The sequence below is a fragment of the Desulfovibrio sp. SGI.133 genome (assembly GCF_050313955.1).
Classification (GTDB): Bacteria; Desulfobacterota; Desulfovibrionia; order Desulfovibrionales; family Desulfovibrionaceae; genus Desulfovibrio.
Genome location: NZ_JBNPMK010000002.1, coordinates 1 through 25,256, shown reverse-complemented (window position 1 = coordinate 25,256; position 25,256 = coordinate 1). Strand labels below are relative to the sequence as shown.

The 25,256-nt window shown below is 65.2% G+C and carries 28 protein-coding genes and 1 riboswitch; of the genes, 23 read left to right on the top strand and 5 right to left on the bottom strand.

Annotated features, from left to right (window positions below):
• Positions 1-15: 15 nt before the first annotated feature.
• Together ACQRBR_RS02900 and ACQRBR_RS02895 are read right to left on the bottom strand one after the other, a co-directional pair.
• Positions 16-405, bottom strand: a complete 390-nt coding sequence (locus ACQRBR_RS02900; protein WP_204673880.1) for a YgiW/YdeI family stress tolerance OB fold protein — start codon at positions 403-405, stop codon at positions 16-18.
• Between the two features lie 255 nt (positions 406-660).
• Positions 661-1,341: an XRE family transcriptional regulator gene (locus tag ACQRBR_RS02895; RefSeq protein WP_303878266.1), complete on the bottom strand. Its 681-nt coding sequence runs from the start codon at positions 1,339-1,341 to the stop codon at positions 661-663.
• 272 nt (positions 1,342-1,613) lie between these two features.
• Here ACQRBR_RS02895 and ACQRBR_RS02890 point away from each other — a divergent pair, with 272 nt between their 5' ends.
• The 20 genes from ACQRBR_RS02890 to ACQRBR_RS02795 all read left to right on the top strand — a co-directional run bounded on the left by ACQRBR_RS02890 (position 1,614) and on the right by ACQRBR_RS02795 (position 18,134).
• Positions 1,614-1,922, top strand: a complete 309-nt coding sequence (locus ACQRBR_RS02890; RefSeq protein ID WP_303878268.1) for a hypothetical protein — start codon at positions 1,614-1,616, stop codon at positions 1,920-1,922.
• Entirely contained in the window at positions 1,909-2,412 is a 504-nt protein-coding gene (locus tag ACQRBR_RS02885) for a Mor transcription activator family protein (protein WP_427812279.1), read from the top strand. The genes ACQRBR_RS02890 and ACQRBR_RS02885 overlap by 14 nt, the downstream gene beginning before the upstream one ends.
• 310 nt (positions 2,413-2,722) lie before the next feature.
• Complete coding sequence (locus tag ACQRBR_RS02880) at positions 2,723-3,406, top strand: glycoside hydrolase family 108 protein (protein ID WP_427812278.1); 684 nt, start codon at positions 2,723-2,725, stop codon at positions 3,404-3,406.
• Positions 3,406-3,717, top strand: coding sequence for a hypothetical protein (locus tag ACQRBR_RS02875; RefSeq protein ID WP_204625196.1), 312 nt, complete (start codon positions 3,406-3,408; stop codon positions 3,715-3,717). Before ACQRBR_RS02880 ends, ACQRBR_RS02875 begins: the two co-directional genes overlap by 1 nt.
• 15 nt (positions 3,718-3,732) lie before the next feature.
• The gene (locus ACQRBR_RS02870; protein ID WP_427812277.1) at positions 3,733-4,155 is read left to right on the top strand and encodes a hypothetical protein; all 423 of its coding nucleotides are present in this window, start codon (positions 3,733-3,735) and stop codon (positions 4,153-4,155) included.
• Entirely contained in the window at positions 4,155-4,400 is a 246-nt protein-coding gene (locus ACQRBR_RS02865) for a hypothetical protein (RefSeq protein WP_427812276.1), read from the top strand. The genes ACQRBR_RS02870 and ACQRBR_RS02865 overlap by 1 nt, the downstream gene beginning before the upstream one ends.
• A gap of 23 nt (positions 4,401-4,423) precedes the next feature.
• The gene (locus tag ACQRBR_RS02860; protein WP_427812275.1) at positions 4,424-5,758 is read left to right on the top strand and encodes a hypothetical protein; all 1,335 of its coding nucleotides are present in this window, start codon (positions 4,424-4,426) and stop codon (positions 5,756-5,758) included.
• Positions 5,759-5,964: 206 nt separating this feature from the next.
• Positions 5,965-6,543 (top strand): hypothetical protein, encoded by a 579-nt coding sequence (locus ACQRBR_RS02855; RefSeq protein ID WP_427812274.1) that lies wholly within the window; start codon positions 5,965-5,967, stop codon positions 6,541-6,543.
• Positions 6,544-6,569: 26 nt separating this feature from the next.
• The gene (locus tag ACQRBR_RS02850; RefSeq protein ID WP_168934540.1) at positions 6,570-6,779 is read left to right on the top strand and encodes a hypothetical protein; all 210 of its coding nucleotides are present in this window, start codon (positions 6,570-6,572) and stop codon (positions 6,777-6,779) included.
• Between the two features lie 32 nt (positions 6,780-6,811).
• On the top strand, positions 6,812-8,605 hold the full coding sequence (locus ACQRBR_RS02845; protein WP_427812273.1) for a portal protein: 1,794 nt from the start codon (positions 6,812-6,814) through the stop codon (positions 8,603-8,605).
• Positions 8,595-8,915 (top strand): hypothetical protein, encoded by a 321-nt coding sequence (locus ACQRBR_RS02840; RefSeq protein WP_427812272.1) that lies wholly within the window; start codon positions 8,595-8,597, stop codon positions 8,913-8,915. Before ACQRBR_RS02845 ends, ACQRBR_RS02840 begins: the two co-directional genes overlap by 11 nt.
• Positions 8,902-9,453: a hypothetical protein gene (locus ACQRBR_RS02835; RefSeq protein WP_427812271.1), complete on the top strand. Its 552-nt coding sequence runs from the start codon at positions 8,902-8,904 to the stop codon at positions 9,451-9,453. The genes ACQRBR_RS02840 and ACQRBR_RS02835 overlap by 14 nt, the downstream gene beginning before the upstream one ends.
• A gap of 98 nt (positions 9,454-9,551) precedes the next feature.
• Positions 9,552-10,538, top strand: a complete 987-nt coding sequence (locus tag ACQRBR_RS02830; RefSeq protein WP_204673892.1) for a major capsid protein — start codon at positions 9,552-9,554, stop codon at positions 10,536-10,538.
• Between the two features lie 227 nt (positions 10,539-10,765).
• Complete coding sequence (locus tag ACQRBR_RS02825; RefSeq protein WP_303878287.1) at positions 10,766-11,188, top strand: hypothetical protein; 423 nt, start codon at positions 10,766-10,768, stop codon at positions 11,186-11,188.
• 190 nt (positions 11,189-11,378) lie between these two features.
• The gene (locus tag ACQRBR_RS02820) at positions 11,379-11,972 is read left to right on the top strand and encodes a hypothetical protein (protein WP_427812270.1); all 594 of its coding nucleotides are present in this window, start codon (positions 11,379-11,381) and stop codon (positions 11,970-11,972) included.
• Positions 11,973-12,037: 65 nt separating this feature from the next.
• The gene (locus ACQRBR_RS02815) at positions 12,038-13,381 is read left to right on the top strand and encodes a hypothetical protein (protein WP_427812269.1); all 1,344 of its coding nucleotides are present in this window, start codon (positions 12,038-12,040) and stop codon (positions 13,379-13,381) included.
• A gap of 762 nt (positions 13,382-14,143) precedes the next feature.
• Positions 14,144-14,731, top strand: a complete 588-nt coding sequence (locus tag ACQRBR_RS02810) for a hypothetical protein (RefSeq protein WP_427812268.1) — start codon at positions 14,144-14,146, stop codon at positions 14,729-14,731.
• Positions 14,732-14,974: 243 nt separating this feature from the next.
• A complete protein-coding gene (locus ACQRBR_RS02805; RefSeq protein WP_427812267.1) occupies positions 14,975-17,086 on the top strand; it encodes a hypothetical protein in 2,112 nt (703 codons plus the stop codon).
• Between the two features lie 14 nt (positions 17,087-17,100).
• Positions 17,101-17,559: a GNAT family N-acetyltransferase gene (locus ACQRBR_RS02800; RefSeq protein ID WP_427812266.1), complete on the top strand. Its 459-nt coding sequence runs from the start codon at positions 17,101-17,103 to the stop codon at positions 17,557-17,559.
• A complete protein-coding gene (locus tag ACQRBR_RS02795; RefSeq protein ID WP_303878299.1) occupies positions 17,559-18,134 on the top strand; it encodes a hypothetical protein in 576 nt (191 codons plus the stop codon). The genes ACQRBR_RS02800 and ACQRBR_RS02795 overlap by 1 nt, the downstream gene beginning before the upstream one ends.
• Before the next feature lie 355 nt (positions 18,135-18,489).
• On the opposite strand, the gene rbr is transcribed toward ACQRBR_RS02795, so the two are convergent.
• Positions 18,490-19,065 (bottom strand): rubrerythrin, encoded by a 576-nt coding sequence (rbr, locus tag ACQRBR_RS02790; RefSeq protein WP_006006079.1) that lies wholly within the window; start codon positions 19,063-19,065, stop codon positions 18,490-18,492.
• Between the two features lie 269 nt (positions 19,066-19,334).
• Between rbr and ACQRBR_RS02785 the strand changes: the two genes are divergently transcribed.
• Both ACQRBR_RS02785 and ACQRBR_RS02780 read left to right on the top strand, forming a co-directional pair.
• A complete protein-coding gene (locus tag ACQRBR_RS02785) occupies positions 19,335-20,210 on the top strand; it encodes a M48 family metallopeptidase (RefSeq protein ID WP_427812265.1) in 876 nt (291 codons plus the stop codon).
• Between the two features lie 8 nt (positions 20,211-20,218).
• Positions 20,219-20,959 carry a sulfite exporter TauE/SafE family protein gene (locus ACQRBR_RS02780; protein WP_427812264.1) on the top strand — a complete coding sequence of 247 codons (741 nt, stop codon included), beginning with the start codon at positions 20,219-20,221 and terminating at the stop codon, positions 20,957-20,959.
• Positions 20,960-21,018: 59 nt separating this feature from the next.
• Here ACQRBR_RS02780 and ACQRBR_RS02775 read toward each other — a convergent pair whose 3' ends face one another.
• Together ACQRBR_RS02775 and ACQRBR_RS02770 are read right to left on the bottom strand one after the other, a co-directional pair.
• A complete protein-coding gene (locus ACQRBR_RS02775) occupies positions 21,019-21,678 on the bottom strand; it encodes a potassium channel family protein (RefSeq protein ID WP_303878306.1) in 660 nt (219 codons plus the stop codon).
• A 107-nt stretch (positions 21,679-21,785) separates the two neighbouring features.
• Complete coding sequence (locus ACQRBR_RS02770; RefSeq protein ID WP_427812263.1) at positions 21,786-23,147, bottom strand: TrkH family potassium uptake protein; 1,362 nt, start codon at positions 23,145-23,147, stop codon at positions 21,786-21,788.
• Positions 23,148-23,379: 232 nt separating this feature from the next.
• Positions 23,380-23,493, top strand: a riboswitch (TPP riboswitch).
• 57 nt (positions 23,494-23,550) lie between these two features.
• Here ACQRBR_RS02770 and thiC point away from each other — a divergent pair.
• Positions 23,551-24,837, top strand: a complete 1,287-nt coding sequence (gene thiC / locus ACQRBR_RS02765; protein WP_427812262.1) for a phosphomethylpyrimidine synthase ThiC — start codon at positions 23,551-23,553, stop codon at positions 24,835-24,837.
• The last annotated feature ends 419 nt before the right edge of the window (positions 24,838-25,256 follow it).

The window sequence follows — 25,256 nt, the reverse complement described above, 5'->3', positions numbered from 1 at the left end:
GGCCCGCCTGTCAGACTACTTGAGGATTTCCAGGACCTTCACATCGACCTTGGTGGGATCCATCATCTCCTTGTCCAGCTTGCCGGAAAGGCGCACCCGGTCGGCGGGCGTCACCGTACGGCCGGCGAACACTTCATGGTCGATCTCTACCACGATGGTGCCCGTGGCGTCACGGAAATTGTACTTATCATCGCTGCCGGCCACACGCTCCACGATATGGCCCGTCAGCATCACCGGCGCGTCGTCCCAGGCTTTGAGGGCCTTGGCCACGGTATCGGCCTGGACGCCGGACGTGGGCCCCTGGAAACCGCCGGGAGCCTGTCCCGGACCCTGGAAGCCGCCCTGGGCAGCCATGGCGGGGAAAGCAAGAGCCAGAACCATCACACAAGAAAGCAGCAGACGCATGGGATATCTCCTTCTGGCGGCATGACCGCCATCTGTAACAGTTGCGGGTGGGGGCACGGCTACGTCCCGGCCCCTGCGGACTGGGCCCTGTCCGCATTTCCACACTGCGCCTGCGGCTGTCAGCAAAGTGTCAGCGCAGGCCCCCAAAACGTCTGCGCTACGAATATTTTTTGTTATTATATTGATTTTACAGAATAAAAAAATAAAGTTTTTTACTATGTTTAACAAGTCGAACAAGGCACGCGGGGCGTGCCGTCAATCAAGCTCACGCCCCACCCAGACCGCCCGCCCCACGATGCGCACCAGGTCGGCCAGCTGGTCGGTAGTGCAGGCCTCGATGGGCGGATAGGCAGGATTGTAGCTGCTGAGGATCAGGCGCCCCGGCATGGCGTTGACCACCTTGAGGTAGACCAGATCCTCCACGCTCACGGCATAGATGCGGCCGGGCACCGGGTCTTTCTGGCTCTGGTCCACAAGGACCACGTCATTGTGGCAGATGCGGGGCTCCATGCTGTCGCCGGAGACCCGCAACAGGGCCATGTGCGACGGGCTGCCCTTGCGCCGCAAAAAATCCTCGCGAAAGGCATAGTGCCGCACCACATCGCCGCTGGTCTCAAAGCTCCCCGTACCGGCGGAAAGACGCGCCTCCACCATGGGCACCATGACCAGCCCGCCCCACTGGTCCTGCAGGGCCCCTTCCACATTCCCCTGCCCGGCCAGCAGCCAGTCCAGCGAACAGCGCAGGGCCGCCCCCAGCCGGACGGCAAACTCCCCCTTGGGCAACTGGCCGTTCTCGTACTGCTGGATAGTGGTCAGGCTGACCCCCACCTGTGCGGCAAGATCCTGCTTGCGCAGGCCAAGGCCAAGGCGACGGCGGCGCAGGCGCTCGGCAAAGCCCTGTGTAGAGATAAAGGAAAATCTATTTTTATCTTCCATGCGCGCTCCAAATTTTTTTATTCATTAAAAATAGGATATTAAATCTTTTTAAAAGAAAAGTTAAAAATTTTTCCTTTGATTGAAAAAAGAAAACATGTAAAAAGTACGGCTATGCCTGCTGTCAAACATAGAACAACCTGTAGCTAATGGCAATGGATACAGCAGCCCGGGCCCGCTTTTACCGGGCAAAAGAAAACTTTTTCCGCAACATAACTTTTCCGCAGAGATCCGCTGCGGGACACCGTGCCATTATCAGAAAGGGAGTAGCCGACATGAACACACGATCCCTGGAACAGTTCCAGCGTCTCCTGACGCAGTCCGCCGACAGTGAAGAGGAACCCGCCGAGGGTTCCCTGCTCTGGGCGGCAGAGCAATTGCGCCGCATCGCCCGCATGCTGGAAGACATGCAGGCCGCTCCCCGCCAGTCCGGCGATGCCATGCCGCCTGCCCCGGAAGCCCTCCCTGCCGCCGGGGCCTTCATGGCCGGGCAAGGGGCGGACGGCACGGAACAACCGTTGGAGGCACATCTCCAGCGCCCCCGCAGTCCCCTGGCCCCGGAGGCCCGCCATGTGGTCCAGTAGCGGAAGTCCTGCCACGCATCCCCGGCATACGGCCAGACCCGCCGCCCCCGTGGACTGGGACAGCCTGCTGCCCCTTTTGCCCGAAAGCGTACGCCTGCTGCGCCAGGTTCTGGAAGATGATGCCGCCCTGCACAGGCTTCTGGAACACTGCGGCGGCCTGACCCTGCGCATCCCCCGCCGCTTCCCGTCGGAAGGGCACCTGCTGCGCGCCCTGCTGCCCGAGTCCGTCTTGCGCCGCCTGCTGGGAGCTTACGGCGGCACCTGTCTGTATATCCCCCGCTGCGCCCGTCTCGCCCGTCAGGTGCGCCAGCGGGAGCTGCTCGGCGCCTTCAGCCGCCATACCGCCGCCGGTACCTCCAGCAATACCGAGGTTCGCTTTCTGGCCCGCCGGTACGGCATCACGGACCGGCGCGTCTGGCAGCTGCTCAAGCAGGAGGCCGAACTGCCGGACAAGGCCCTTCCGGCCCCCGTCGACGCCCTTCAGGGCTGATCCCCGCACCTCCCTTTCAGGCCGGACGGGAAAGGCAGCTGCCTTTCCCGTTTTTGTCCGCAGGCTGCCCCCTGTCGGGCATGTCAGGCAGGGACGGATGAGCCCCGCAGGCCTGTACACGGGCTCTCCTCTCCAGGTCGCTTGCCTTCCTTCCTCTCCGGCCCCGCACCATCTTCTTTCCCCTCCTGTCCCTCCACGACACTTCCCCTACTGAAATCCTTCAAACTTACGCCGGCGCCCTTTTCCGGCATGGTGGCCTCACGGGTGCGACACCGCCCCGCCATCATTCCACCGCCATGCAGGAGGGCATATGCGCGATAATTTCACTCTGGCCCATACGTTCACGGCCCGCTGGGAAGGCGGCCTTTCCGACCACGAAGCCGATCCCGGCGGCATCACCAATCACGGCATCTCCCTGCGCTGGGTCACGGATCTGGCCCGGCAGGCCAAAGAACGCTGTCTGCGCGATGCCCGGCAATGCGATACCTGCCCCCGGCGTACGGGCCCGGATTGCGACTACTTCAGCCTGGATCTGAACAATGACGGCGATATCGACGCCGACGATATCCGCGCCTGTACCAAAGAACAGGCGGCCCGTCTGTTCCGCAGGCATTTCTGGGAGGCCCTGGGCTGCGACCGCCTGCCCCTGCCGCTGGCCGTCACGCTCTATGACGGCGCGGTCAACATGGGCGCCAGCCGGGCCGTGAAGCAGTTGCAGGAAACCATGAACGCCACGGGCGAGACCCAGCTCGACCACTACTCCCCCATCGCCGAGGACGGCATCATGGGCCCGGACACCCGCGAGCTGGCCAACGCGCTGGCCGACGTGCATCTGGACTGGTACGCGGCCCGGAGCAGCCTGCGCCTGCGGGACGCCTTCTATCGCCGTCTGGCCGCGTCCCGCCCGTCCATGAAGGTCTTCCTGACTGGCTGGCGCAACCGGGTTAAGGCCCTGCACCAGCATCTGGCCGATCTGGAACGGGAGGCGCAGTAATGTGGAACCTGCTGCGCGATCTGGGCACCCGGCTGTTGCGCGACCTGACGGGCAGCAGTCGGGAACGGCAGGAACTGCTGGCCGCCCAGATCCGCCTTAACGAACGGGAAACGGAAAATGCCCCTTCCAGCGTGCTGCGCCTGTGGCGTTCCTTCCTGGGCTGGGTGCTGGCCCTGCTCTTTTGCTGGGAAGTGCCCGTGCGCCTGCTGCTCCTGCCCCTGCTGGCGCCCGACCTGCTGGACGACCTGCCGCCCCCGGCCCTGGACCAGATCCTGGGCCTGCTGGCCGGAATGCTGGGCCTGCCCTTCTGAACCACGGAGATGCCCATGACCACCCATCTGCCTGCCGCGCTCCTGCCCCTGCTGCTGGCCCTGGTACAGGGGCTGCTGCTCTGGGCCCTGTGGAGCCTGCGCCGCAGCTTCGTCCCGCAGGCCGAACATCTGCGCTGCCGCCGGGACGAACAGCGACGGGAAGCCCTGTGGCTGCGCCGCCTCGATCTGCTGGAACAGGCTCTGGCGCAGGAACGGGAACTCCTGACGCCGCTGGCGGACGAGGTGCGCTCCCTGCGGGAGGAGGCAGGCCGCCTGCACAGCCAGTTGCAGGCCCAGGAAGCGCGCTTCTACGGCCTGGAACGCCTGCTGCAACGTCTGGAACGGCATCTGGAGCGGCAGGAGGACCGCTGGCAGCAGCTGCCCGGTGCCGCCTTGCCCGCCCTGCTGCACTGCCGTCCTCCCCGGGAGGTGCAGTGATGCCGGTACGCCGCCGGAAAAAAGCCCTGGAAAAAGCCCTGCACGAGCGCCTGCAACGCCTGACCGAACATCTCGACACTGCCGAGGTCTCGGAAAAAAGCATCGACATCGTCAAAGAGATCAAGGAACTGCACGCCCTTGCCCGCACGCTGGAGCAGGAGGGCACGTCGCAGGACAGCGACAGGAAGCCTGTGCCCCTGCGCGTCATCTGGGCCGGGCAGGAGCCGGAAGATGGCCCTCCGTAACCTTTAGACCCCGCGAGACCGACATGGAAACGCCCTGCATCATCCCCTATACGCCGCGCCCGCTGCAATGGCGCTTCCACCAGCAGCGCACCCGCTTTTGCGTGCTGCTCTGCCACCGCCGCTTCGGCAAGACCGTGGCCGCCGTCAACGACCTGCTGCGGGCGGCCCTGCGCACCTCCCGCACGGACTGGCGCGCCGCCTACGCCGCCCCCTATCTGGGACAGGACAAGGCCGTGGCCTGGGATTATCTGCGGCATTTCGCGGGCGTGATCCCCGGTACCCGTTTCCATGAAGGAGAACTGCGCTGTGACCTGCCCAACGGCGCGCGCATCCGCCTGTACGGCACGGACAACGCCCAGGCCCTGCGCGGCCTGTATCTGGATGATCTGGTGCTGGACGAGCCCGCCGACATCCCCCGCGAGGTCTGGAGCCAGATCCTGCGCCCCGCGCTGGCCGACCGGCAGGGGCGGGCCTTGTTCTGCGGCACGCCCAAGGGCTGTGACAATTTGCTGCACGATGTCTGGCAGCTGGCGGGCAGCCTGGGGGCGGCGGAGGGCTGGTCACGCTTCCGCTTTCCGGCCTCGCAGACAGGCTACCTGCCGCAAACCGAGCTGGACGCCGCCCGCCGCGGTATGAGCGAGGCCGAGTACCAGCAGGAATTCGAGTGTTCCTTCGCCGCCGCCGTGCGCGGGGCCTACTATGCCGCCCAGCTGGATGCCGCCGATCTGGCGGGACGCATCTGCCCCCTGCCGGTAAGCCCCGACCTGCCCGTGCATACGGCCTGGGACCTGGGCATGGATGATGCCACGGCCATCTGGTTCTTCCAGGTGGAGCCTTCCGGCAACTGGCGCATGCTGGACTATTACGAAGCCAGCGGCGAGGGGCTGGCCCATTACGCGGCCGTGCTGGCGGCCAAGGCCCGGCCGGAAGGGACGGCCACCGCCGACGGCCTTGCGGGACGCGGATTTTGCTACGGCCGCCACCTGGCCCCGCATGACATCCGGGTGCGGGAACTGGGCACGGGCCAGAGCCGTCTGGAGAGCGCCGCCCGTCTGGGCATCCGCTTCGACATCGCGCCGTCCCTGCCGCTGGCCGACGGTATCGACGCCGTACGCCGCGCCCTGCCCCGGCTCTGGTTCGACAGCCGTCACTGTGCCGCCGGACTGGCGGCCCTGCGCTCCTACCGTCGGCAATGGCGACCCCGGCAGGAACAGTTCTCCTCCGGCCCGCTGCATGACGGCTCCAGCCACGCCGCCGATGCCCTGCGCTACGCGGTCACGGGCTTTCGCCCGCCGGAGGGCCCCCTGCCTCCGGCCCGGGCCCGCATCAGCTATGACGTGCTGGGACTGGGGCGATGAAAGGAAGGCTGCCGCGTACCCGTGCCATCGGTATCCCGGAGAGACCTGTACCGGGATCACCCGCGACACGGTCGTGCCGGGATACCTGCCGGACAGGGGAAAGCCGGTCGGGACCGTTCTTACTCCCCCGTCCCGGGCAGCGTCATGACTGCGACGACATCCCGCGCGCCCCTATCCCGCAAATCCCCCAACAACAGGAGCCCCGCATGGAGAACACACGACCGCAACCCTGCGACCAGACCGACGTGCAGGACGCCTTCCGTCTGGAAGCCGTCCGGGACGACGCGGGCCGCAAAGCCCTCTTCGCCCGCATGTGCCGGGAAGGGCTCACGGGCTGCGCCATGTACGCCTGGTCCCATCCCCGGGAAGATGACTGGCTGCGTCTGGTCAGCGCCCCCGGCCGCCAGCTCCTGCAGGCCACGGCCCCTGACGGCACGGCGCTGGCCTACGGATTGTTCAGCCCCTGGCGCGGGCAGATCCGGGAATTCGATTTCACGGTCTTCCGCCCGGCATTCCCGCTGGCCGTGCCTCTGGCCCGTGCCGCTTTCCGTTGGGTCTTCCGCCATACGGAGACCAGCGCGCTTTGGGGCCTGTGCCCGGTCAGCAACCGCCATGCCTGGCGTCTGGCCACGGCCTGCGGTTTCGTCATCACGGGGCGCCTGCCCGCCGCCTGCTGGCTGGCCCGGCGCGGCGTCCATGTGGACGGCATCCAGCTGCTCTGCACGCCGGAAACGCTGGCGCGCACCGTAAAGATGTCTCCATCCGGCCACAGGGCCCATCCGTAAACAACCTTCATCCCCAAGGAGGACATATGGGATTCGGAGGCTCCTCCAGCCCCAGCGTACCGGAAGTCCAGCCCGCCCCCAAGGCGGCCACTCCCAAACCCGTCACCGAAGCAGCCACGGCCGCCCGCCAGAACCAGAAGGACAAGGCCAGCAAGGCCGCGGGCATCCGGGCATCCATCCACACCACGCCGCTGGCCTCGCAGGAGAACCGCGGCAAGACCCTGCTGGGGCAATAGGATGCGCCCGGCACAGCGCCCTGCTCGGGGCGGTGCATCAGGGGCCCTCGCTTTCTGCTGCGGATCGGCCGGAAGCCGAAGAGCGCCTTGCCCTGCGCGTCCCGGCCCTGGCCCGTCGTTACCGGGCCCTGCTGGAACGGCGCTCGCCCTGGGACACGGCCTGGGAGAGCCTGGCCGAGCACTTTCTGCCCACCCGTTTCCGCACCGACGACAGTCTAGACGACCGTCCCCTGCTCAACCGCTCCTTGGTGGACGCCACGGGCATCCTGGCCATGCGGACCCTGGCCGCCGGTCTGCAGGGCGGCATGACCAGCCCCGCCCGGCCCTGGTTCCGGCTGGCCCTGGACGATCCCGAACTTTCGCGCAGCCACGCGGGCCAGCGTTATCTGGATGAAGTGGAGGCCCGCATGCGCGTGGTGCTGCAGCGCTGCAACTTCTACAACGCCATGCACACCATCTATGCGGAGCTGGGGACCTTCGGCACGGCCTTCGTCTTCGAACTGGCCGACCTGCGCCACGGCTTCCGCTTCGTGCCGCTCTGCGCCGGACAGTATGTGCTGGATACGGACGCGGCCCGGCGGGTGGACACGGTCTTCCACCGCATGCACATGAGCCTGCGCCAGATGGTGCAAAGCTTCGGTCCGGAGGCCCTGCCGGAGAACCTGCGCCTGGCGGCCCGGCGCACGCCGGACCAGCGACATGCGGTCATCCATGCCGTGCTGCCCCGCACGGAACGCCGGCCCCGGATGGCGGGGCAATGCCACATGCCCTGGGCCTCGGTCTACTGGCTGGAAGGACGGGAAGGGCAGGTCGTGCCCCTGAAGGAATCCGGCTTCCTGGGCTTTCCCGGTTTCGGCCCGCGCTGGGACGTGGCGGCCAACGATGTCTATGGCCGCTCGCCCGCCATGGATGCCCTGCCCGACTGCCGCATGCTGCAACAAATGGGCATCACCACGCTCAAGGCCATCCACAAAGCCGTGGACCCGCCCATGAGCGTCCATGCGGGCCTGCGCTCCGTGGGGCTCGACCTGACGCCCGGCGGCATCAACTTCGTGGACAGCCTGCCCGGTCAGAACCAGCCCGTGGCCACGCCCCTTTTGCAGGTCAAGCCCGATCTGGCCCAGGCGCGCTCCGCCATGGAAGCCGTGCAGCAGCAGATACGGGCCGGGCTCTACAACGATCTGTTCCGCCTGATCCTGGAAGGGCGCAGCAAGGTCACGGCCAGCGAGATAGCCGCCCGCGAAGAAGAGAAGCTGCTGCTCATCGGTCCCGTGCTGGAACGCCTGCATGACGAGCTGCTGATCCCGCTCATCGACCGTACCTTCCGCCTCATGCTGGCCCTGGACATGCTGCCTCCCTGCCCGCCGGAACTGAGCGGACGCCACCTCAAGGTGGAATTCGTCTCTCTGCTGGCACAGGCCCAAAAACTGGTGGGCATCAGCGCCACGGACCAGTATCTGGCCCTGACCCTCAAGGCGGCCTCGGCCTGGCCCGAAGCCCTGGACAGCGTGGATGTGGACAATCTGCTGGACAATTATGCCCAAAGCCTCGGCCTGCCCGCGAACCTGACACGTCCCCGTGAGGAACGGGCCCGGCTGCGGGCCGGACGCGAGGAGGCGCGGCAGACGGAACAGCAGCTGGAGCTGCTGCAGAAGGCCGCCGACCTGGGACACACCCTGGCCGACAGCGACCTGACCGTGGAAGGGGAAAAAAGCTCCGTCTTGCAGGTATTGGCCAACCTGGCCGCCGGGGCCGCCCCTGCCCTGCGGCCACAACAGACGAGCGGCACGACGCCGCCCCCGGAAGGAGGACACGATGCACGATGACCGGCTTTTCCCCGCCGGGGAGCCTGCCCCCGCTTCCCCGGTACAGCAGCGCTGGAGGGCCGGACTGTGCCGGGCCGTGGACGGCCTCATGACCTCGGCGGAAGGGCGCGACCTGCTGCGCTGGCTGTTGCAGGCCGGGCTCTGCTTCACCGCCGCCTGTCCGGGCCCGGAGACCCCGGCCGGACAGATCTACTGGGAGGAGGGCCGCCGCCATGTGGGCGTGGCCGTACTCCGCCTTTTGCAGGAGGCCGATCCCTCCCACCTGCCCAGACTTTTTTTGACACAGGAGGAAGACGATGCCCGAAACTGACGCGATCTTTGACGAAGGCGGCATGGCTCCCCGGCCGGAAAGCGGCCTGTACGGCCTGCCCGCCGCCGAAGAAGGAACGCCCCCTGCGGCGCCTTTGCTGGGTAGCGGCCCGGAGGAAGGCCAGTCCGCCGCCCCCGGCCAGACTTCTGCCGAGGGGCAGGAAAAACAGCCCGCAGCCGATGACGCCGCCCGGCTGGAGGCCCATCTGCGCCAGGCCGATGCCCTGCGCCGTGCCCGCTGGCAGCAGCAGGTGGAACAGTGGCGGCAGGAAGTGGCCGACGATCCGCAGCTGGGCGGTGAGCATCTGGCCGCCACCGTGGCCCGGGCCCAGCTGGCCCTGGACCGCTTCGACACGGACAAGAGCATCGGCCGCCTGCTGGAAGAAAGCGGCTACGGCAATCACCCGGCCGTGCTGCGCTTCTTCAGCCGCCTGGCCGACAGTCTGCTGGAAGACAGCCTGCCCGGCAGCGAAGGCGGCGGCAGCCTGCCGCCCCTGGAAGAACGCATGTACGCGGGCTGGAGCTCGCAGCGTCCCTGACGGCGCCGGGCGCGGGCAAGGCACGCTCCTTCCCTTTCCCTCGTTTCGTACCGGGCCGCTGACGGCCCCTCCCCGACCACCTTTGCCAAGGAGACTTCATGTCCGCCACTCTGGGTTTTGTAGCCACGCTGGCCGAAATGGAACAGTTCTATCGCGGCGACAAGGCCGGTCAGATCATCGAACTGATGAACAAGACCAACGACATCATGGATGACGTGCCCTGGATGGAAGCCAACCAGTCCGACGGGCACCTGACGCGCATCCGCACCGGCCTGCCCGCCGTGTACTGGCGCCGCCTCTATCAGGGCACGCCGCCCGCCAAATCCCAGTGGAGCCAGGTCAAGGAAGGCTGCGGCATCCTTGAGGCCATCATGGAACTGGATGTGGAGGAGATCCGCCTGTACGGCGACCGTGACCGCTCCTTCCGCATGAGCGAGGGCATCGCCTTTGCCGAGGCCATGCGCCAGAAGGTGGCCCGCACCCTGTTCTACGGCGACAGCAACCGCAACCCCGACGAATTCAACGGCCTGGCCATGCGTTACCCGGCCAGCGATGCCGAAAACGTGCTGGATGCCGGTGGCCGCGACGGCGGCTGCACCTCGCTCTGGCTGGTCTCCTGGGGGCCGCAGTCCGTGCACGGCATCTATCCCAAGGGCAGCCGCGGCGGCCTTTCCCACGAAGATCTCAAGACCTACATGGCGCAGGACGAGAACGGCCGCAAATATCAGGTCACGGGCGACAAATACAACTGGCGCTGCGGCCTGGCCGTACGCGACTGGCGCGGGGTGGTGCGCATCGCCAACGTGCCCGTGGCCGCGCTGGGCAAGCGCAAGGGCGAGGAAGGTTTCGTGGATCTGCAGAAGCTGACCATCGAAGCCAAGAACCGCATGCCCCAGCATCTGCGCCAGAAAGCCGTCTGGTACGCCAACGCCGATGTGCTCACCGCGCTGGAACTCCAGAACTCCGACGCCGGGCAGGTGCAGCTGCACTATGGCGAGTTTTTCGATGCCAAGGCCGTTCCCGTGCTGCACGGCCGCCCCGTGCGCCAGTGCGATGCCATCGCCTCGGACGAGGCTTCCATCTAGAGCCGTGCCCTTCCAAAGGGAGGGATCGCCCTGCCCTGCCGCTGCTGCCAGGATGCTGCGACCTTACGGCACGCTCCCCGAACGGACGCGCTGTCCGTGCAGCGGCGCCCCCTTCTCCGCCTCCATCGTGCCCCGACGCCCCCCGGTTGTCCTCCCCTCTGCCTGCACGACCTGCGGCCGTCATACGTCCGCTCCCCATGCATTTTTTCAGGAAACAAGGAGTTTTCATGGCCATCATCGACAGTCATTGCATCCTTTTCGAGGGCCCCCTGAGTGCCGAAAGCACCGGCAAGGCCGTCCCCCTCACAGCCCTGCGCCTGCCCGGCCGCATGGAGCCCATGCCGCTGCGCATCTCCGTGACCAAGGCTTTCGCCGAAGAACAGACCACCTCGCTGGCCCTGACCCTGCAGGAAGCCGACAGCGCCGAAGGCGAATGGCAGGACGTGCCCGGTGCTGCCATCACCGTCCAGGGGGCGGAACTGGGAGAGGGCGCCCGCCTGGGCTGGCGCTTCGTGCCCCAGGCCGTGCGCAAGAGCTGGCTGCGCCTCAAGCTGTCTCCGGCCGGGAGCGGCAGCCATGACGGGCACATCTTCGCGGCCCTGCTGCGCGAAGAAGACTTCCCCTACGAAAAGGAACTGCGCGTGCGCTAGTCCTTTTCCCGCCCCGGAAGCGGCCGGGCCATCTCATAGCCCGGTCGCCGCACCGGAGACAGGATCATGCCCGCGACCGGCGGGCGACAGATCCCTCATTTATGGGGTGGGGCGAACGCTTGCCCCCCCCCTGCCCATCGTGAGGGAGCCCCCCGTTCCCTTTTCCCTGATGCCATCACAAGGAAGACATATGGAGACCCTGACCCAGATCGCCATCTGGAACCGGGCCCTGGGCTTTTTGGGCGCCCGCAGCATCGCCGCCGAGGACGAGAACACGCCCGAGGCCCTGCAATGCCGCCTGTACTGGGACAGTGCCCGGCGGCAGGCCCTGCGCGACTACCCCTGGGCCTTTGCCCAGCGCCGGGCCTGGCTGGCCCGGGTGGCCCTGCCCACGGGATTCGAACAGGAATACCGCTTTGCCTACGCCCTGCCTGAGGCCTGCCTCAAAGCTCATGAGGTCCGGCACGAAGGCCTGCTGCCGCGCCCCTTCTGTCTGGCGCGGGATCCCGCCGGAGATGCCACCATCCTGCTCACCAGCGCCAGCCGGGCCTTGCTGCTCTATACGGAAGACGTGCGCCACTGCCACCAGTTCGACGACCTTTTCGCCCACATGCTGGCCCGCAAGCTGGCCTGCCTGCTGGCGGCACCGCTGCTCAAGAGCAACAGCCAGAAGATCGCGGAGCTGGAACAGCTCTACAGCGCCAGCCTTCCCCAGGCCAGGCAGTCCGATGCCAGCGAGCGCCGCCCCCTGCCCCTGCCCGACAGCTGGTTGCAGGCCCGCTGACGGCCCGATACCAGCTTTTCACTGTATGGCGGCCTTCCCTGTCCGCCTCTTTTCCGGGAGTTCGCATGACCATGCCTTACAGTCCCGGCCGCGCCCTGTTCGAAGGCAACGGTACGGCTACGGATTTTCCTTTTTCCTTCAAAGTCTGGGGGACGGAACAACTGACCGTCACCCTGACCGGCCCCGACGGCAACAGCCGCCCGGCCAATGGCTGGACCGCCCGCCTGAACGACGACGGCGGCAGCGTGACCTATCTTCACGAAGGCGCTCCCCTGCCCGCAGGCTGGAAACTGGCCATCACCCGCAACATGCCTTTTGAGCAGCAGATCGACCTGGTGTCCGGGACCCGCTTCGATGCCGAAGTCATCGAGACAGGCCTCGACCGGGCCACGGCCGAACGCCAGCAGCTGCTGGAACAGCTCCAGCGGGCAGTCATCCTGCCCCCCACCAGCAACGAGACACCCATCAAGATGGCCGAGCAGCTCCTGCAGGCGGAAAAGACCGCCAAGGCCAGCGCCGCAGCTGCCCAGGCCAGCGAATCAGCAGCCGCCACCAGCGCTTCGCAGGCAGCCGCCAGTGCACAGGCCGCGGCGACCTCGGCAGAAGCCGCCGACCACAGCCGGGCAGAGGCAGCCGCCAGTGCCGCTTCCGCCTCCCAAAGCGCCACGGCAGCCCGTCAGAGCGCGGAGGCCGCGGCAGGGAGCGAGGACAGGGCCGCCCAGAGCGCTGCGTCCATCCTGGGATTGCAGGTAGAGGTGGCCACGCTCGATCCCGGTCTGCCCGCCAGCGGCGATTATGATCCGGAGACCGGCATCCTGCATCTCGGCATCCCCAAGGGCGACTCCGGGGCTTCGGCCATCGCCACCCCCACCAGCCTGGGCAGCGTCATGCCTCAGACCGGCGACGAGGATGGTCTTTCGCTGGAGAAGGACGGCAAATTGCGCGTCCGTAAGGCCGACGCCACCCGGCGGGGCAGCGTGCTGGCCAGCGTGACGGCGGCAGCCAACGCCGTGCCCCAGGCCGGGGAAGACGGCACGCTGGACGAGAGCTGGACGGCCAACTGTCTGCAACTTTCCGGCGGGACCCTGACCGGTGCGGTGGCCGAAGCCTTGCAGGATGTCACAGGCGAGGCCGTGGTCCTTGACCTGAAGACCTCCAACAATTTCACCCATGCCGTGGCCGCCGATACCACATTTACGGTCACGGCCCATGCCGGCAGCTCTTTCCAGCTCGGCACGCTGGTCCTGACCAACGGCGGAACGTCTGCCGTAACGTGGCCTGACTCGTTCAAATGGGCAGATGGAGTGCCGCCTTCGCTCATGGCAAGCGGTGTCGATGTAATAACCTTTTTTACCATCGACGGTGGCGAGACCTACTATGCCGCGCAAGTCATGACGGGGGTAGCATGATGCTCGGGCGTCATCTCCTGGGCAACGGCGCTCCGGCCAAACCTGGGGATTCCTGGACGTTCACCACTAGTGACGTGTTTGCGGTCCCCGTGACCGGGACGTACGAGGTCACCCTTGTCGGTGGCGGAGGGCGTGGCGGTGCCGGCGGCAAGACCTACAGCCTTACAGGTTCAGACCGCTTGAAAGGAGGCGGCGGCGGGGGTGGGGGCGGCGCTGCGCCGGTAACGGTGAAGCGCGTCACGCTCGTGCGCGGGGCTTCCGTCTCCGTCAGCATCGCCTCTGCCGGCGGCACGTCGAGATTCGGGGACTATGTCAGCGCCTCTCCCGGAGCCAATGGCGGGAATGCGTCCTACAGCGCCGGAGGTACCGGGGGCTGGTCCGGCGGGAATGGCGAGACCGCCAGCGGCTACGAAGGCCGCAGGGGCGGGAACGGACAGAACGGTTACGGCAGCGGCGTAAAAGCCAGCAACGGGGTGGACCCGGGGACCAATACGAACGTAGCGTCCGGTGCCGGCGGTACAGGCGGCTCTGGTTATGGGGCCGGCGGTGGCGGTGGCGGCGGTGTCCCGGCCACTCAGGACAGGAACATCGGCCAGGGCGGCAACGGGGCTCCCGGGATAGCGGTCATAAAATACCTTGGGAGGTAAGACAGTGTATTACAACCCTGATACGAAAGAAGAACGGGCACATGCCGAAGTGTGTGCCATGTATCATACGTCCTTCCCTGCCGATGCCGACCGGATACGGGGAACGTGGTACAGAGTGTACGAATCTGATCCCCCTGCGCCGGAGAATGGCCATAACGTCGAGCCGGGGGCTATCCGGCTCATCGACGGGCACTACATGCGTGTATGGGAGCAGGTGCCCCTGACGCCCGAAGAGCGGCAGCATGAAATGTATGCCGCTGCCATGTCGGTCGTGAACGCCAGTGTGGTGGCGGCACATATCCAGACCGCATCATTCAGGCCGGAGGAGTTCACGACACTGGCCCAAGCCGGACTGTTCACGGACTGGGCCGCCGGGCAGACCTATGCCAAGGGCTACCGCCTGGCCCACAAGGGCATCGTCTATGAGGTGATGCAGGAAGTCACGGCCATCGAGAACCAGCCCCCGGATGCTGCCGGGATGCTGGCCGTGTACCGTCCGCTGTCCGTGGACCCGGAGACCGGTGACGAACCGGACGGCAGCCGGGAACATCCCTTCGCCTTCCTCTACGGCATGGATGTCACGAAGGACAGCTACTACAGCTACGAAGGCACACTCTGGCTGGCCAAGGCCGACATGCCCGCCTGCGTCTGGGTGCCGGGCACGGCGGGCATGTGGCAATGGGAAGAAGCAAGCGCGGCCTGAGCCTCGGCGGATGCGAGGACGGCCCACCGTCTTTGCAACGGATACCGGCCCCGGCACACGCCCGGAAGCATACAGCCTTGAACAGATGCGGCAACGTGAACACGAGCCTTCTGCGTCTGGCCGATCCCATTCCCCCTCCACGTCCTGTGATGCGGCCTTTTTCCACACGATCCGGGGCAGCTCCCACAGGCTTTTCCCCGGCCCCCCTGCCCATCCCGCAACCTCCACCTTTTTCGAGGATCCATGCGCATAGCCCTGCACAACTTCACCGGCGGCGAGGTCTCCCCCATCCTGGCCGCCCGCTATGACCTTTCCCGTTACGGCAGTTCCGTGCAATGCATGGAGAATATGCTGCCCGGCCTGCACGGCGACGTGCGCCGTCGCCCCGGGACCCTGTTCCTGGGCAGCCTCGAAGACGAGGCCGTGCTCCTGCCTTTCAGCTTCAATGCTCTGGCGGAACAGAACTTCGTGCTCGTCCTTTCGGGGAATAGCCTCAGTATCGCCGACATCCACGGTTTCGATCCGCAGGAAGGGAGCATCCCCCGGCTGCCCACCCCCTACGAAGCCCGACATCTGCTGGAGATCTGCGCCGCGCAGGTGGGGGATACCGTCTATCTGGCCCATACGGCCTATCCGCTGCACAAGCTCGTCCGCAGTACGGACAGCGAACCGGAAGCCCCCCTGCCGGAAAATGCCATCCGCAGCCACGGGTACCGCTGGACGCTGGAAGCCGTGGCCCTCAACAGCAGTCTGCCTGCCCCCAAAGCCCCCAGCTGTACGTTCGTGCGCGGCAACAACGACGATGACGCCGGCCTCGGCTACACGCTGCGCTACAAGATCGTGGCCGTGGACGCCAACGGCAAACAGTCGCTGGCGTCGGAGGCGGGCAGCTGTAACGGCAAGCATCCCTCCGACTGGGTGGTGGGCAACCGCACGGACATCTCCTGGACAGCCGTGGAAGGCGCCACGGAATACAATATCTACCGGGAGGAGGCCGGGTACTACGGCTTCATCGGCGTCAGCAGCGGCACGACATTTTCGGACAACAACTATCAGACAGACACCGCCGATACCCCGCGCGAGGACTGGGACCCGTTCGCCGACGGCAACAATCCGTCCGTGGTGGCCTTCCACCAGCAGCGCATGGTCCTGGCGGGCACACGCGACAGCCCGCAGGCCTTCTACCTTTCGCGCAGCGGGGACTTCGAGAACTTCCGCAAGTCCCGCCCCCTGCAGGACGACGACCCGGTGGAATACCTCATCGCGTCCGGCTCCATCGACGCCATCGCCTGGGCCGCCAGCTTCGGGGACCTGCTGCTGGGCACCTCGGGCAGCGAATACAAGGCCGGCGGCAACGGCAGTGCCATCACTCCAAGCAACATCACCATCACGGCCCAGTCCTACTGGGGCAGCGCGGGCCTTGCGCCCATCATCATCGGCAATGCCATCCTGCATGTGCAGCGCCATGGCGCCCATGTGCGCGACCTTTTCTATTCGCTGGAAAAAGACGGCTACGCGGGCAATGACCTTTCCATCCTGGCGCCGCATCTGTTCGAAGGCCACCGCCTGCGTCAGTGGGCCTACCAGCAGACGCCGGGATCCGTGCTCTGGATCGTACGCGACGACGGCCTGCTGCTGGCCCTGACCTATCTCAAGGAGCACGACATCTGGGGCTGGAGCCGCCATCCCACGGCCGGAGAGGTGCTGTCCGTGTGCAGCATCTCCGGCCCGGACAGCGACGAACTGTTGCTGGTGGTCCGCCGCCGGGATACGGACGGCGGCACCCGCTACTGTCTGGAACGTCTGGCCCCCCAGTGGCAGGACAGCGACCCTGTGGAGAAAGCCTTCTTCGTGGATTGCGGTCTGAGCCTTCACCGGGAAGAAGCGGTCAACGACGTGGACGGGCTCGACCATCTGGAAGGCCAGTCCCTGGCCGTGCTGGCGGACGGGAGCCCCGTGGAAGGCTGCGTGGTGCGGCAGGGCCGCATCCGGTTGCCCTTTGCCGCCCGCATCGTCCAGGCAGGCCTGCCCTATGCCTCCGTCCTGTCGCCCCTGCCCGTGGAGGGCAACGGCGAATCCGGCAGCACACTGGGACGGCAACGAGCGCTGGGCCGCTGCTGCCTGCGCCTGTACCGCAGCGTGGGCGGGCGCTACGGAGCCGGCCGCGACGAACTTTACGACATCCCCTTCCTGCCCCGGCGCTGGGATGAGGCCTGCCAACCTTTCAGCGGCGATGTGGATTTTTTGCCCGCCGGAGGACACAGCCCCTCGGCCACCATCTGGCTGGTACAGGAACGTCCCCTGCCCTTCCATCTGCTGGCCCTGAGCCTGGATGTGGAATTTGCGGAGATATGAACCAAGGAGAGAGCATGATCCATTGTCACTGTGAACCGCTCGAACGCCTGCTGCCGGAGCTGCCGCCCCTGTTGCAGGCCCACTGGGACGAGAGCGAGGCCGCCCTGTTCGGCCCGCAGGTCTACGCCCTGGACACGGAACGCTATGCCTGCTGGGAGCGGCTGGGCATGCTGCATGTGGTGACGGCCCGGGACAGCTCCGGCAGCCTGCAGGGCTACGCCGCCTTCACCCTGACGGATTGCCCGCACCGTCCGGGAAAGCGTCTGGCCGCTCTGGATGGCCTGTATCTGGCACCAGCCGCCCGCAAGGGCCTGACCGTCCTGAAGTTGCTGCGTGCGGCCGAGGCCGGGCTCAAGGAACGTGGTACGGACGTAATCCAGTACAGTTCCCCGGCCTCCCGCCCCTGTGACGCCCTGTACCGCCGCCTGGGGGCCCGCCATACGGAAAGCGTCTGGCACAAGGAGCTGCGCTGATGGCCGTGGCTAGCAGTACCGCGGCCCTGCTGGGGGCCGCCGTGACCCTTGCCAGCACCGCCGTGGGCACCTGGAGTGCCGTGAGCCGTCAGGAAGAGCAGCGCAAGCAGGCGGAATTCTCCGCCGACATGGCCCGACGCAATGCGCAGGTCGCTGAAGAAAATGCCCGCATGGCCGAAGAAGAAGCCCGGCAGACCCGGGCAGACAGTTACGATAAGGCGGTGCGCAAACGCCAGGAAACATCCCTGCTGGTCGGCAAACAGCGGGCACAGGCCGGGGCCTCGGGCGCACAGATCGATAGCGGCAGCCATTTAGACAGCCAGCTCGACCTGCGGGAAAAGGGAGAACTGGATGCCCTGTCCATTGAGGAACAGGGCGAACGCGCGGCCTACAATCAGGAAGTCCAGGCCTGGAACCAGCGCAATGCCGCCCAGGGAGCCCAGGCCCGGGAACGGCAGCTGCGCAGCAAAAGCAGCACGGACTATCTTTCCCTGAGCAAGACCCTGCTCAATGGTGCCGGACGCCTGGGCAACAACTTTGACCTGTTCTCGGGCCAGGGGCCGCGTCTGCCCTGAAGAAAGTGGCGGAGAGGGTGTGAAACGGTTCCCGGGCGCTGCCTGATGCCGGAAGGGCGCGGGATGCCGGACAGCCTCAGCGACGCGCCAGCTGCGGGCTTGCCCGCTTTGCTTTGTCTGCTTTTCTGTCCCGTCATATCCGCATCCCGGCAGAGACGTCTTGTCAGACCTCGCCTTGCCAGGAAAAGTCCTCCCCGCGACGGCCCTGCACCTGAGGCATATTCCTTTGCAACGCAAAAGGCCCTCCCTTTACGAAGGGAGGGCCTTTTTTGCCCGGTATACAAAAAGGGGCCGCGGCATCTCGCCACGGCCCCGGGTATCCATACTGTAGCGGGCAGGCTACGTCAGGAAAGGACTAGAAGGTGTAGTTCAGTTCTTCGAAGTGGGCCTTGGGATGGGCACAGGCCGGGCACAGATCGGGAGCGTGGGTACCTTCCACCAGGCAACCGCAGTTGCGGCAGCGCCACACGGTGGCTTTTTCACGCATGAACATGCGGCCTTCCTTGATGTCCTTGGCCAAGGCCAGGAAGCGCTTTTCGTGGTAGGCTTCGGCCACGGCGATATTGCGCATCACAGCGGCGATCTCGGAGAAACCTTCCTTTTCGGCCACAGCGGCGAAGGAAGGATACATTTCCGTGTGCTCGTGGTTTTCACCGGCAGCGGAGGCCAGCAGGTTGGCTTCGGTGGCGCCGATGATGCCGGCAGGGAATGCACCCACGATCTCCACATCGCCGCCTTCGAGGAACTTGAACAGGCGCTTGGCGTGTTCCTTTTCCTGCAGGGCGGTTTCCTGGAAGATGTCGCGGACCAGGACGTAGCCATCGCTTTTGGCTTTGGCAGCAAAGAAGTCGTAACGGTTGCGGGCCTGAGATTCACCGGCAAAAGCGGTCAGGATGTTTTTCTCGGTCTGGGTACCTTTCAAAGATTTCATATGCTGTCTCCCGAGCCGTGGCTCTGTTGGTGTGCTTGGTGTTGAGGAGGTCTTGTTTCGTTCCCCGTTGAGCTATTGATAATAAATCTCATTAGCGAATGCAAGCACTTTTTCCATTTTCCCGAAAAAATTATCGGGCTGCCTGTCGTCTGCATAGCGTCAAAATCCATAAAAAACAAGTAGTGTTACAAACAACACGCTTGAATTATTATATCTTTTATTTACTTTCATCCGTTTACATCACCGGGACGCTGTGGCAACGTACGACCATGACAACTCCAGTTCCCATTACCAGCTTCACCGTGGCCCCCCACTTCAAGGAAGCCGTCTTTGAACTCGCGGACGGCAGCCGTAAGCGTGTGCCCATCGTCCGTTCCCCGCACATGCGCATTCCGGCCGTACGGCGGAAAAAGGACGGACGCCTTGCTCTGGCCTTCCCGACGTATATCCCGGCCACCGATATACCCCATCTGCTGCCGCTCAGTTTCGACACCCTGGAGAAATGGCTGCCCCTGGCCCCGGAGCCGCTCGTGGTGACCCTGCCGGACACCGTGGCCCTTCCCCTGCGCGGCGATGTCCTGAACATCCGTCGCGCGGGCACGCTGGCCGAGGGGCGCCGCGCCGTGGACAGTGCCCGGGAAGCGCCCTTCCTCCTCCGCAAGGATACCACGAGGATGCTGGCCCTTGTTAGGGAGGACGAGCTGCAGCTCTACGGTACCGACGACGTCGAGAGTGCCATCCATCTGCTGCGGGGCTGGTGCCGCCGACAGGCCGAACTTTTACTGCCGCCCCGCCTGTGGGCACTGGCGACGCAAAGAGGCCTCCGGCTACAGCGGGTGTCGATCCGGGACCAGAAGTTCCGCATGGGCAGCTGTACCAAGGCCAATGGCAGCATCCGCCTCAACTGGCGGGCCGTGCTGCTGCCGCCCGCCCTGCTGGACCATCTGTACTGGCACGAACTCTCCCATCTGCGGCACCCCAACCACGGCCCCGCATTCTGGAGGTTCCTGGAGAAATGTTCCCCGCATTGCCGGGAACAGGAAAAAGCCTTGGGCCATTGCTACGCGAGTCTGCCCGCCTGGACGGCATATGAGGCCCTGCTGTACGACGACGCGCCCTCTCCGTCATCCACCATAACCGGGTAACTGCCCCTATGGACTGGGCATCATTCTTCATCTGTTTCACAGGCTGGACCCTGGGCGGTATCGTCAACGGCATCAGCGGACTGGGCGCGGGCATCTTCGCCTTGCCCATCGTCCTGCTGGTCACGGACATCAAGACGGCCTCCCTCATCACCTGCATCATCTGCATCCCGCTGCCTGCCATCCTGGGCTGGCAGTTCCGCCATCATTACCGCATGGCCGATCTCCGGCTGCTGCTCCTGGGCACCATCCCCGGTGCCCTGCTGGGCGTGGCCCTGCTGCCGCTCATCCCCGCGCGTGCCCTGCAGATGGGCCTGGGGATCATGCTCATGGCCCACATGACCTGGCATCTGCTGGCCCACCGGCCGGGTCCCCTGCGCTCCCCCCTGCTCTGGGGATCGGTCAGCGGGGCGCTGGCCGGATTCATCCAGGCCGTAAGCGGCCTTGGCGGCCCGGCCATCGGCATGTATGCCCAGCTGGCCCACTGGGACAAGGACCGCACCCGCGGCAATATCAGCCTGTACTTTCTGGGGCTCTCCCTGCCTCTGGTCCTCATGCAATTTCTGGCGGGCTATTATACCGGCCCCGTGTTCCAGGGCCTGATCCCCTGCCTGCTGGGATGTTGCACGGGCCTGCTCATCAGTTATCCTCTGGCCCGCAAGATCGGCGAGGCCAGCTTCCAACGCCTGCTGGCCATCGTCATAGGGCTGTCGGGCTTCTCCATCCTGACGCGGGCCCTGCTGGACAGCTGAACGAAAAAAGGACGCCATCACGGCGTCCTTTTTTATTGGTCAAAAACAGCAAAGCAGGGCTACGGCTCCAGTTTGCGCACGGCATCGGCCCTGCCGGCCACCACCAGCGTATCGCCCTTGTGCAGCACGGTGAGTGCCGGCGGGACGAACTGGAAGGCGCGCTCGCCTGCCGGGCGGATGCCCATGACCATGACCCCGAAAGATTGGATCAGGTTCAGGTCCACCAGCGTGCGCCCGTGCCAGTTGTTGACGCGCAGCTCCTGGATGGCGATGCCGCCGTATTTGGGGATCAGGTCCAGCATACCCGGATGGCACAGCTGGTGCGCGGCCATGACGGCGGCTTCCATCTCGGGTACGATGGCCCTGTCCACATGCAGGCGTTGCAGGATCTTTTTGTGTTCCTCATTGGAGGCCTTGACCCAGATCTTGGGGCCGCCCAGCTCCTGGACGTTGAGCGTGATGCTCAGGGACTGTTCCACCCCTTCGCCTACACTGATGACCACCCAGTCCAGATCCTGCACATGCAGGGAGCGCAGGACGCTCAGGCTGGTGGCGTCGGCCTTGTAGACCGTGTCCAGCAGCTCTTCGGCCAGCTGCACACGGGCATCGGACATGTCGATGCCGATGACCGTATGACCCATGGAAGCCAGAGTCGTGGCCATGCGCAGGCCGAATTTCCCCAGACCGATGATGCCGATTTCCAAAGTTTTCTCTGCCATGCAGGCTCCTTGTCACGATGGCGCCGATGCCGCCCGCGGGGGCAGCTTCGGGAACAGCCGCGGACACGGTCTTGGCCGCGTCCTTTCAAAACTATCCTTCTCCGGTGTTACCCCACGGGCAGCTGACTTTCCGCGTAGGCATAGGCCTTCTTGGGCTGCAGGCTGCGCAGGGCCAGCAGCAGGGAGAGTAGCCCCACTCGTCCGGCGAACATATTGAATATCAGGATGCACTTCCCTTCACTGGTCAGCTGCGGAGTCAGATTCACGCTCAGTCCCACGGTGCCCTGCGCTGAGACCACCTCGAACAGCAAATTGACGAAGGCCATGCTTTGCCCCTCGACCCGGTGCAAGATGCCGTTTTCTGTGATGGTCAGCAAAAAGACGGAAAAAAAGATGCTCAGGGTATACAGCAAAAAGAGCGTCAGGGCCCGCGTCAGGTTCTCCGGCGGCACGCCCCGCTTGTGGAAAACGATCTGACGATCCCCGCGCACCTGGGCCACCACATACCCCACCAGCAGGCGGAAGGTCACGATCTTGATACCGCCGGCGCACGATCCCGGTCCGCCGCCGATGAACATCAGGACCATCAGGACCATCAAGCTCGCGTGGCTCCAGTTGGCCATGTCCACCATATTGAAACCGGCGGTTCGGGCGGAGATGGAGTGGAACAGTGAGATCAGGAACAGATGGAGGCCGTCCCCCACCAGATCCTCGTTGCCGGCGCGACGCCACTCCACCACGAAGATCAGCAGCGCCCCGGCCACGATGAGGAACAGGCTGGTATTGATGACCAGGCGGCTCAGACGGCTCAGACGCGTCACCGGCGCCAGACGCCCCCGGCTCAGGATGCCCAGGCATTCCCGCAGCACGCCGAAACCGATGCCCCCCAGGACGATGCAGATGCAGATGACCGTGCAGACCAGGCCATCTTCCCGGAAGGCGACCATATTGTCCGGCGCCAGAGCGAAACCGGCGTTGCAGAAGGCCGAGACCGCATGAAACAGGGCACTGAAGGGAGAAAAGAATACCGGATCATGCAGGAGCAGCACCAGCGCGGCCAGCAGCTCCACGCCCAGGACGATGCACACGACCTGCAGGAGGAACTGCCCCATATTGAAATCCCCGCCCAGCAAGGCCTGGCTCACGGCCTCGCGGCTGGTGAAGGGCACCTGCTTGCGCCACAGGAGAAAGATCAGGCTGGTATAGGTCATGACGCCCAGACCGCCCACCTGGATGAGGACCAGCATCACCCCCTGTCCCACAGGGCTCAGCACCTGGCTGATGTCCACCGGGGACAGGCCGGTCACACAGACGGCGGAAGTGGACAGGAACGCAGCATCCACCACGGAAAGGGAAGCGCCCTCGCCATGACAGACGGGCAGGCACAGGGCCAGTGTCCCCAGCAGGATCATGGCCGCAAAGGAGATGGCCGGCCATGTCAGGGGGGTGAGATAACGTTTACGCTGCATGCTCTCCTCTGGGCCCAGGACGCATCATCCATCCGGCAGACGGCCTCCGCATGAACAGCGAAAGCCGGGCCGCGCGGCGCCCTGAGCAGACATCGATCCCGGCCTGCCGCCATCCTGAAAAAATGGTTGCAGCAGCCGGGCGATGACGCCTGACCCTAGTCCAGCTGCCCGGCTATTGCAAGCCGCGCCTCCGAGGGCATACTTTACAGCCGGAGCAAAGCCCGCTACAGTGCCCGCCAGCTAGGGGAGCCGTGAACGGCAGTTGCACGGCTGAGAGTGGGATAGTCCCAGACCCTGTGAACCTGACGCAGTTCGCACTGCCGTAGGGAAGCTGAGCCGCACCCGCGAAAGACAGGTTGTGGCTTTTTTTGCGCCCTGCGTCCAAACCCAAGGATGCAAACCCATGTCTTCCATCCTCTCCCGTAACGCCGCCCTGCGCGGCCTTCTCGACCAGCATCTGGCCGCCCTTTCCCAGGAAGAGGGCCTTGCCCCTGAAACCATCACCAGCGCCATCGAAGCCGGCAGCATGGTCCTGCTGGGCAACCCCGCCCACGCGGGCCTGGCGCCCATCGTTGTGGGTCAGCCTTCCCGCATCAAGGTCAACGCCAATATCGGCACATCGCCGCTGTGCAACTGTCTGCACACCGAAAAACGCAAGCTGGCCGTGGCCCTGGAAGCCGGGGCCGATACGGTCATGGATCTTTCCATCGCCGGTGATCTGGATGCCATCCGTACCGGCATGCTGGCTGCCTGCCCCCGCCCGCTGGGCACTGTGCCCATGTATTCCGTGGGCCAGCAGATCTTGGACAATGACCGGAACATCGCCAGCATGCAGCCTGACGACCTGTTCGCCGAGATCGAAAAGCAGGCCCGCCAGGGCGTGGATTTCATGACCGTGCACTGCGGTCTGACCAAGCGCGGCGCGGAAATGGCCGTCAAGCAGGACCGCGTCATGGGGGTCGTCTCCCGTGGCGGCTCCATGCTGGCCCGCTGGATGCTGGAAAACGGCAAGGAAAATCCCCTGCTGGAATATTTCGACCGTCTCATCGACGTGTGTCGCCAGTTCAACGTCACCCTGTCCCTGGGCGACGGCCTGCGCCCCGGTGCCGGTGTGGATGCCGGTGATGCCGCCCAGTGGGAAGAAGTCATCACCCTGGGCCGTCTGGCCAAGTATGCTCTGGAACAGGGCGTGCAGTGCATGATCGAAGGTCCCGGTCATGTGCCCATGAACCAGGTCCGCACCCAGATCCAGGGCATCAAGCGCCTGACCAACAACGCTCCCCTCTATGTCCTCGGCCCCCTGTGCTGCGACAGCGCCCCGGGCTACGACCACATTGCCGGTGCCATCGGCGGTGCCCTGGGCGTGGAAGCCGGTGTGGACTTCCTCTGCTACCTGACCCCGGCCGAGCACCTGACCCTGCCCAATGAAGAAGATGTGCGCGCCGGAGTCATGGCCTCGCGCGTGGCCGCCCATGTGGGCGAAGTGGCCCTGGGCCGCGAACGTGCCGTGCGCCGCGAAGCCACCATGAACGCCGGCCGTAAGGCCCTGGACTGGGACATGATGCGCGAAGCCGCCCTTGATCCCCAGCAGCTGGACAAACGCCGCGAAGATCACAAGCATGAAGATGTCTGCGCCATGTGCGGCAAATTCTGCGCCGTGAAGATGCTCAAGGACCAGAAAAAGGACTAGGAAAACCTTTGGCGGGGAGTGAGCCCCTTTCCGTAAGGAAAAGGGGGCACTCCCCCTCACCCCCTCTTCCCCCAAAACCGCCCATCAAGACTGCCTGCATCACAGGCAGTCTTTTTTATGGCTGGCGCAAGTTGAGGGATGTTCCTGCTCTGAAAAAAATTCTGCCCATCACCAGCCCGTAGGGGGAAGGACGCCTTGAAAAGGCCTGATGGTCCATAAAATACCATCGTGTGCTTTCCGTGCCAGGCCCGGAAATCAAACACTATTGCTGAATGTTCGATGGCAACACCGCTGCCTTACACCATTTTCGATTTGAGCATCTGCACAGCCAAGGCAACCGCATTCTCATCCATGCACAGGTCCGCTGGCAAAACACAGACTCAGCGGCAAAAGTTTTTGGAAGGGAGGGGTGCGGGGAC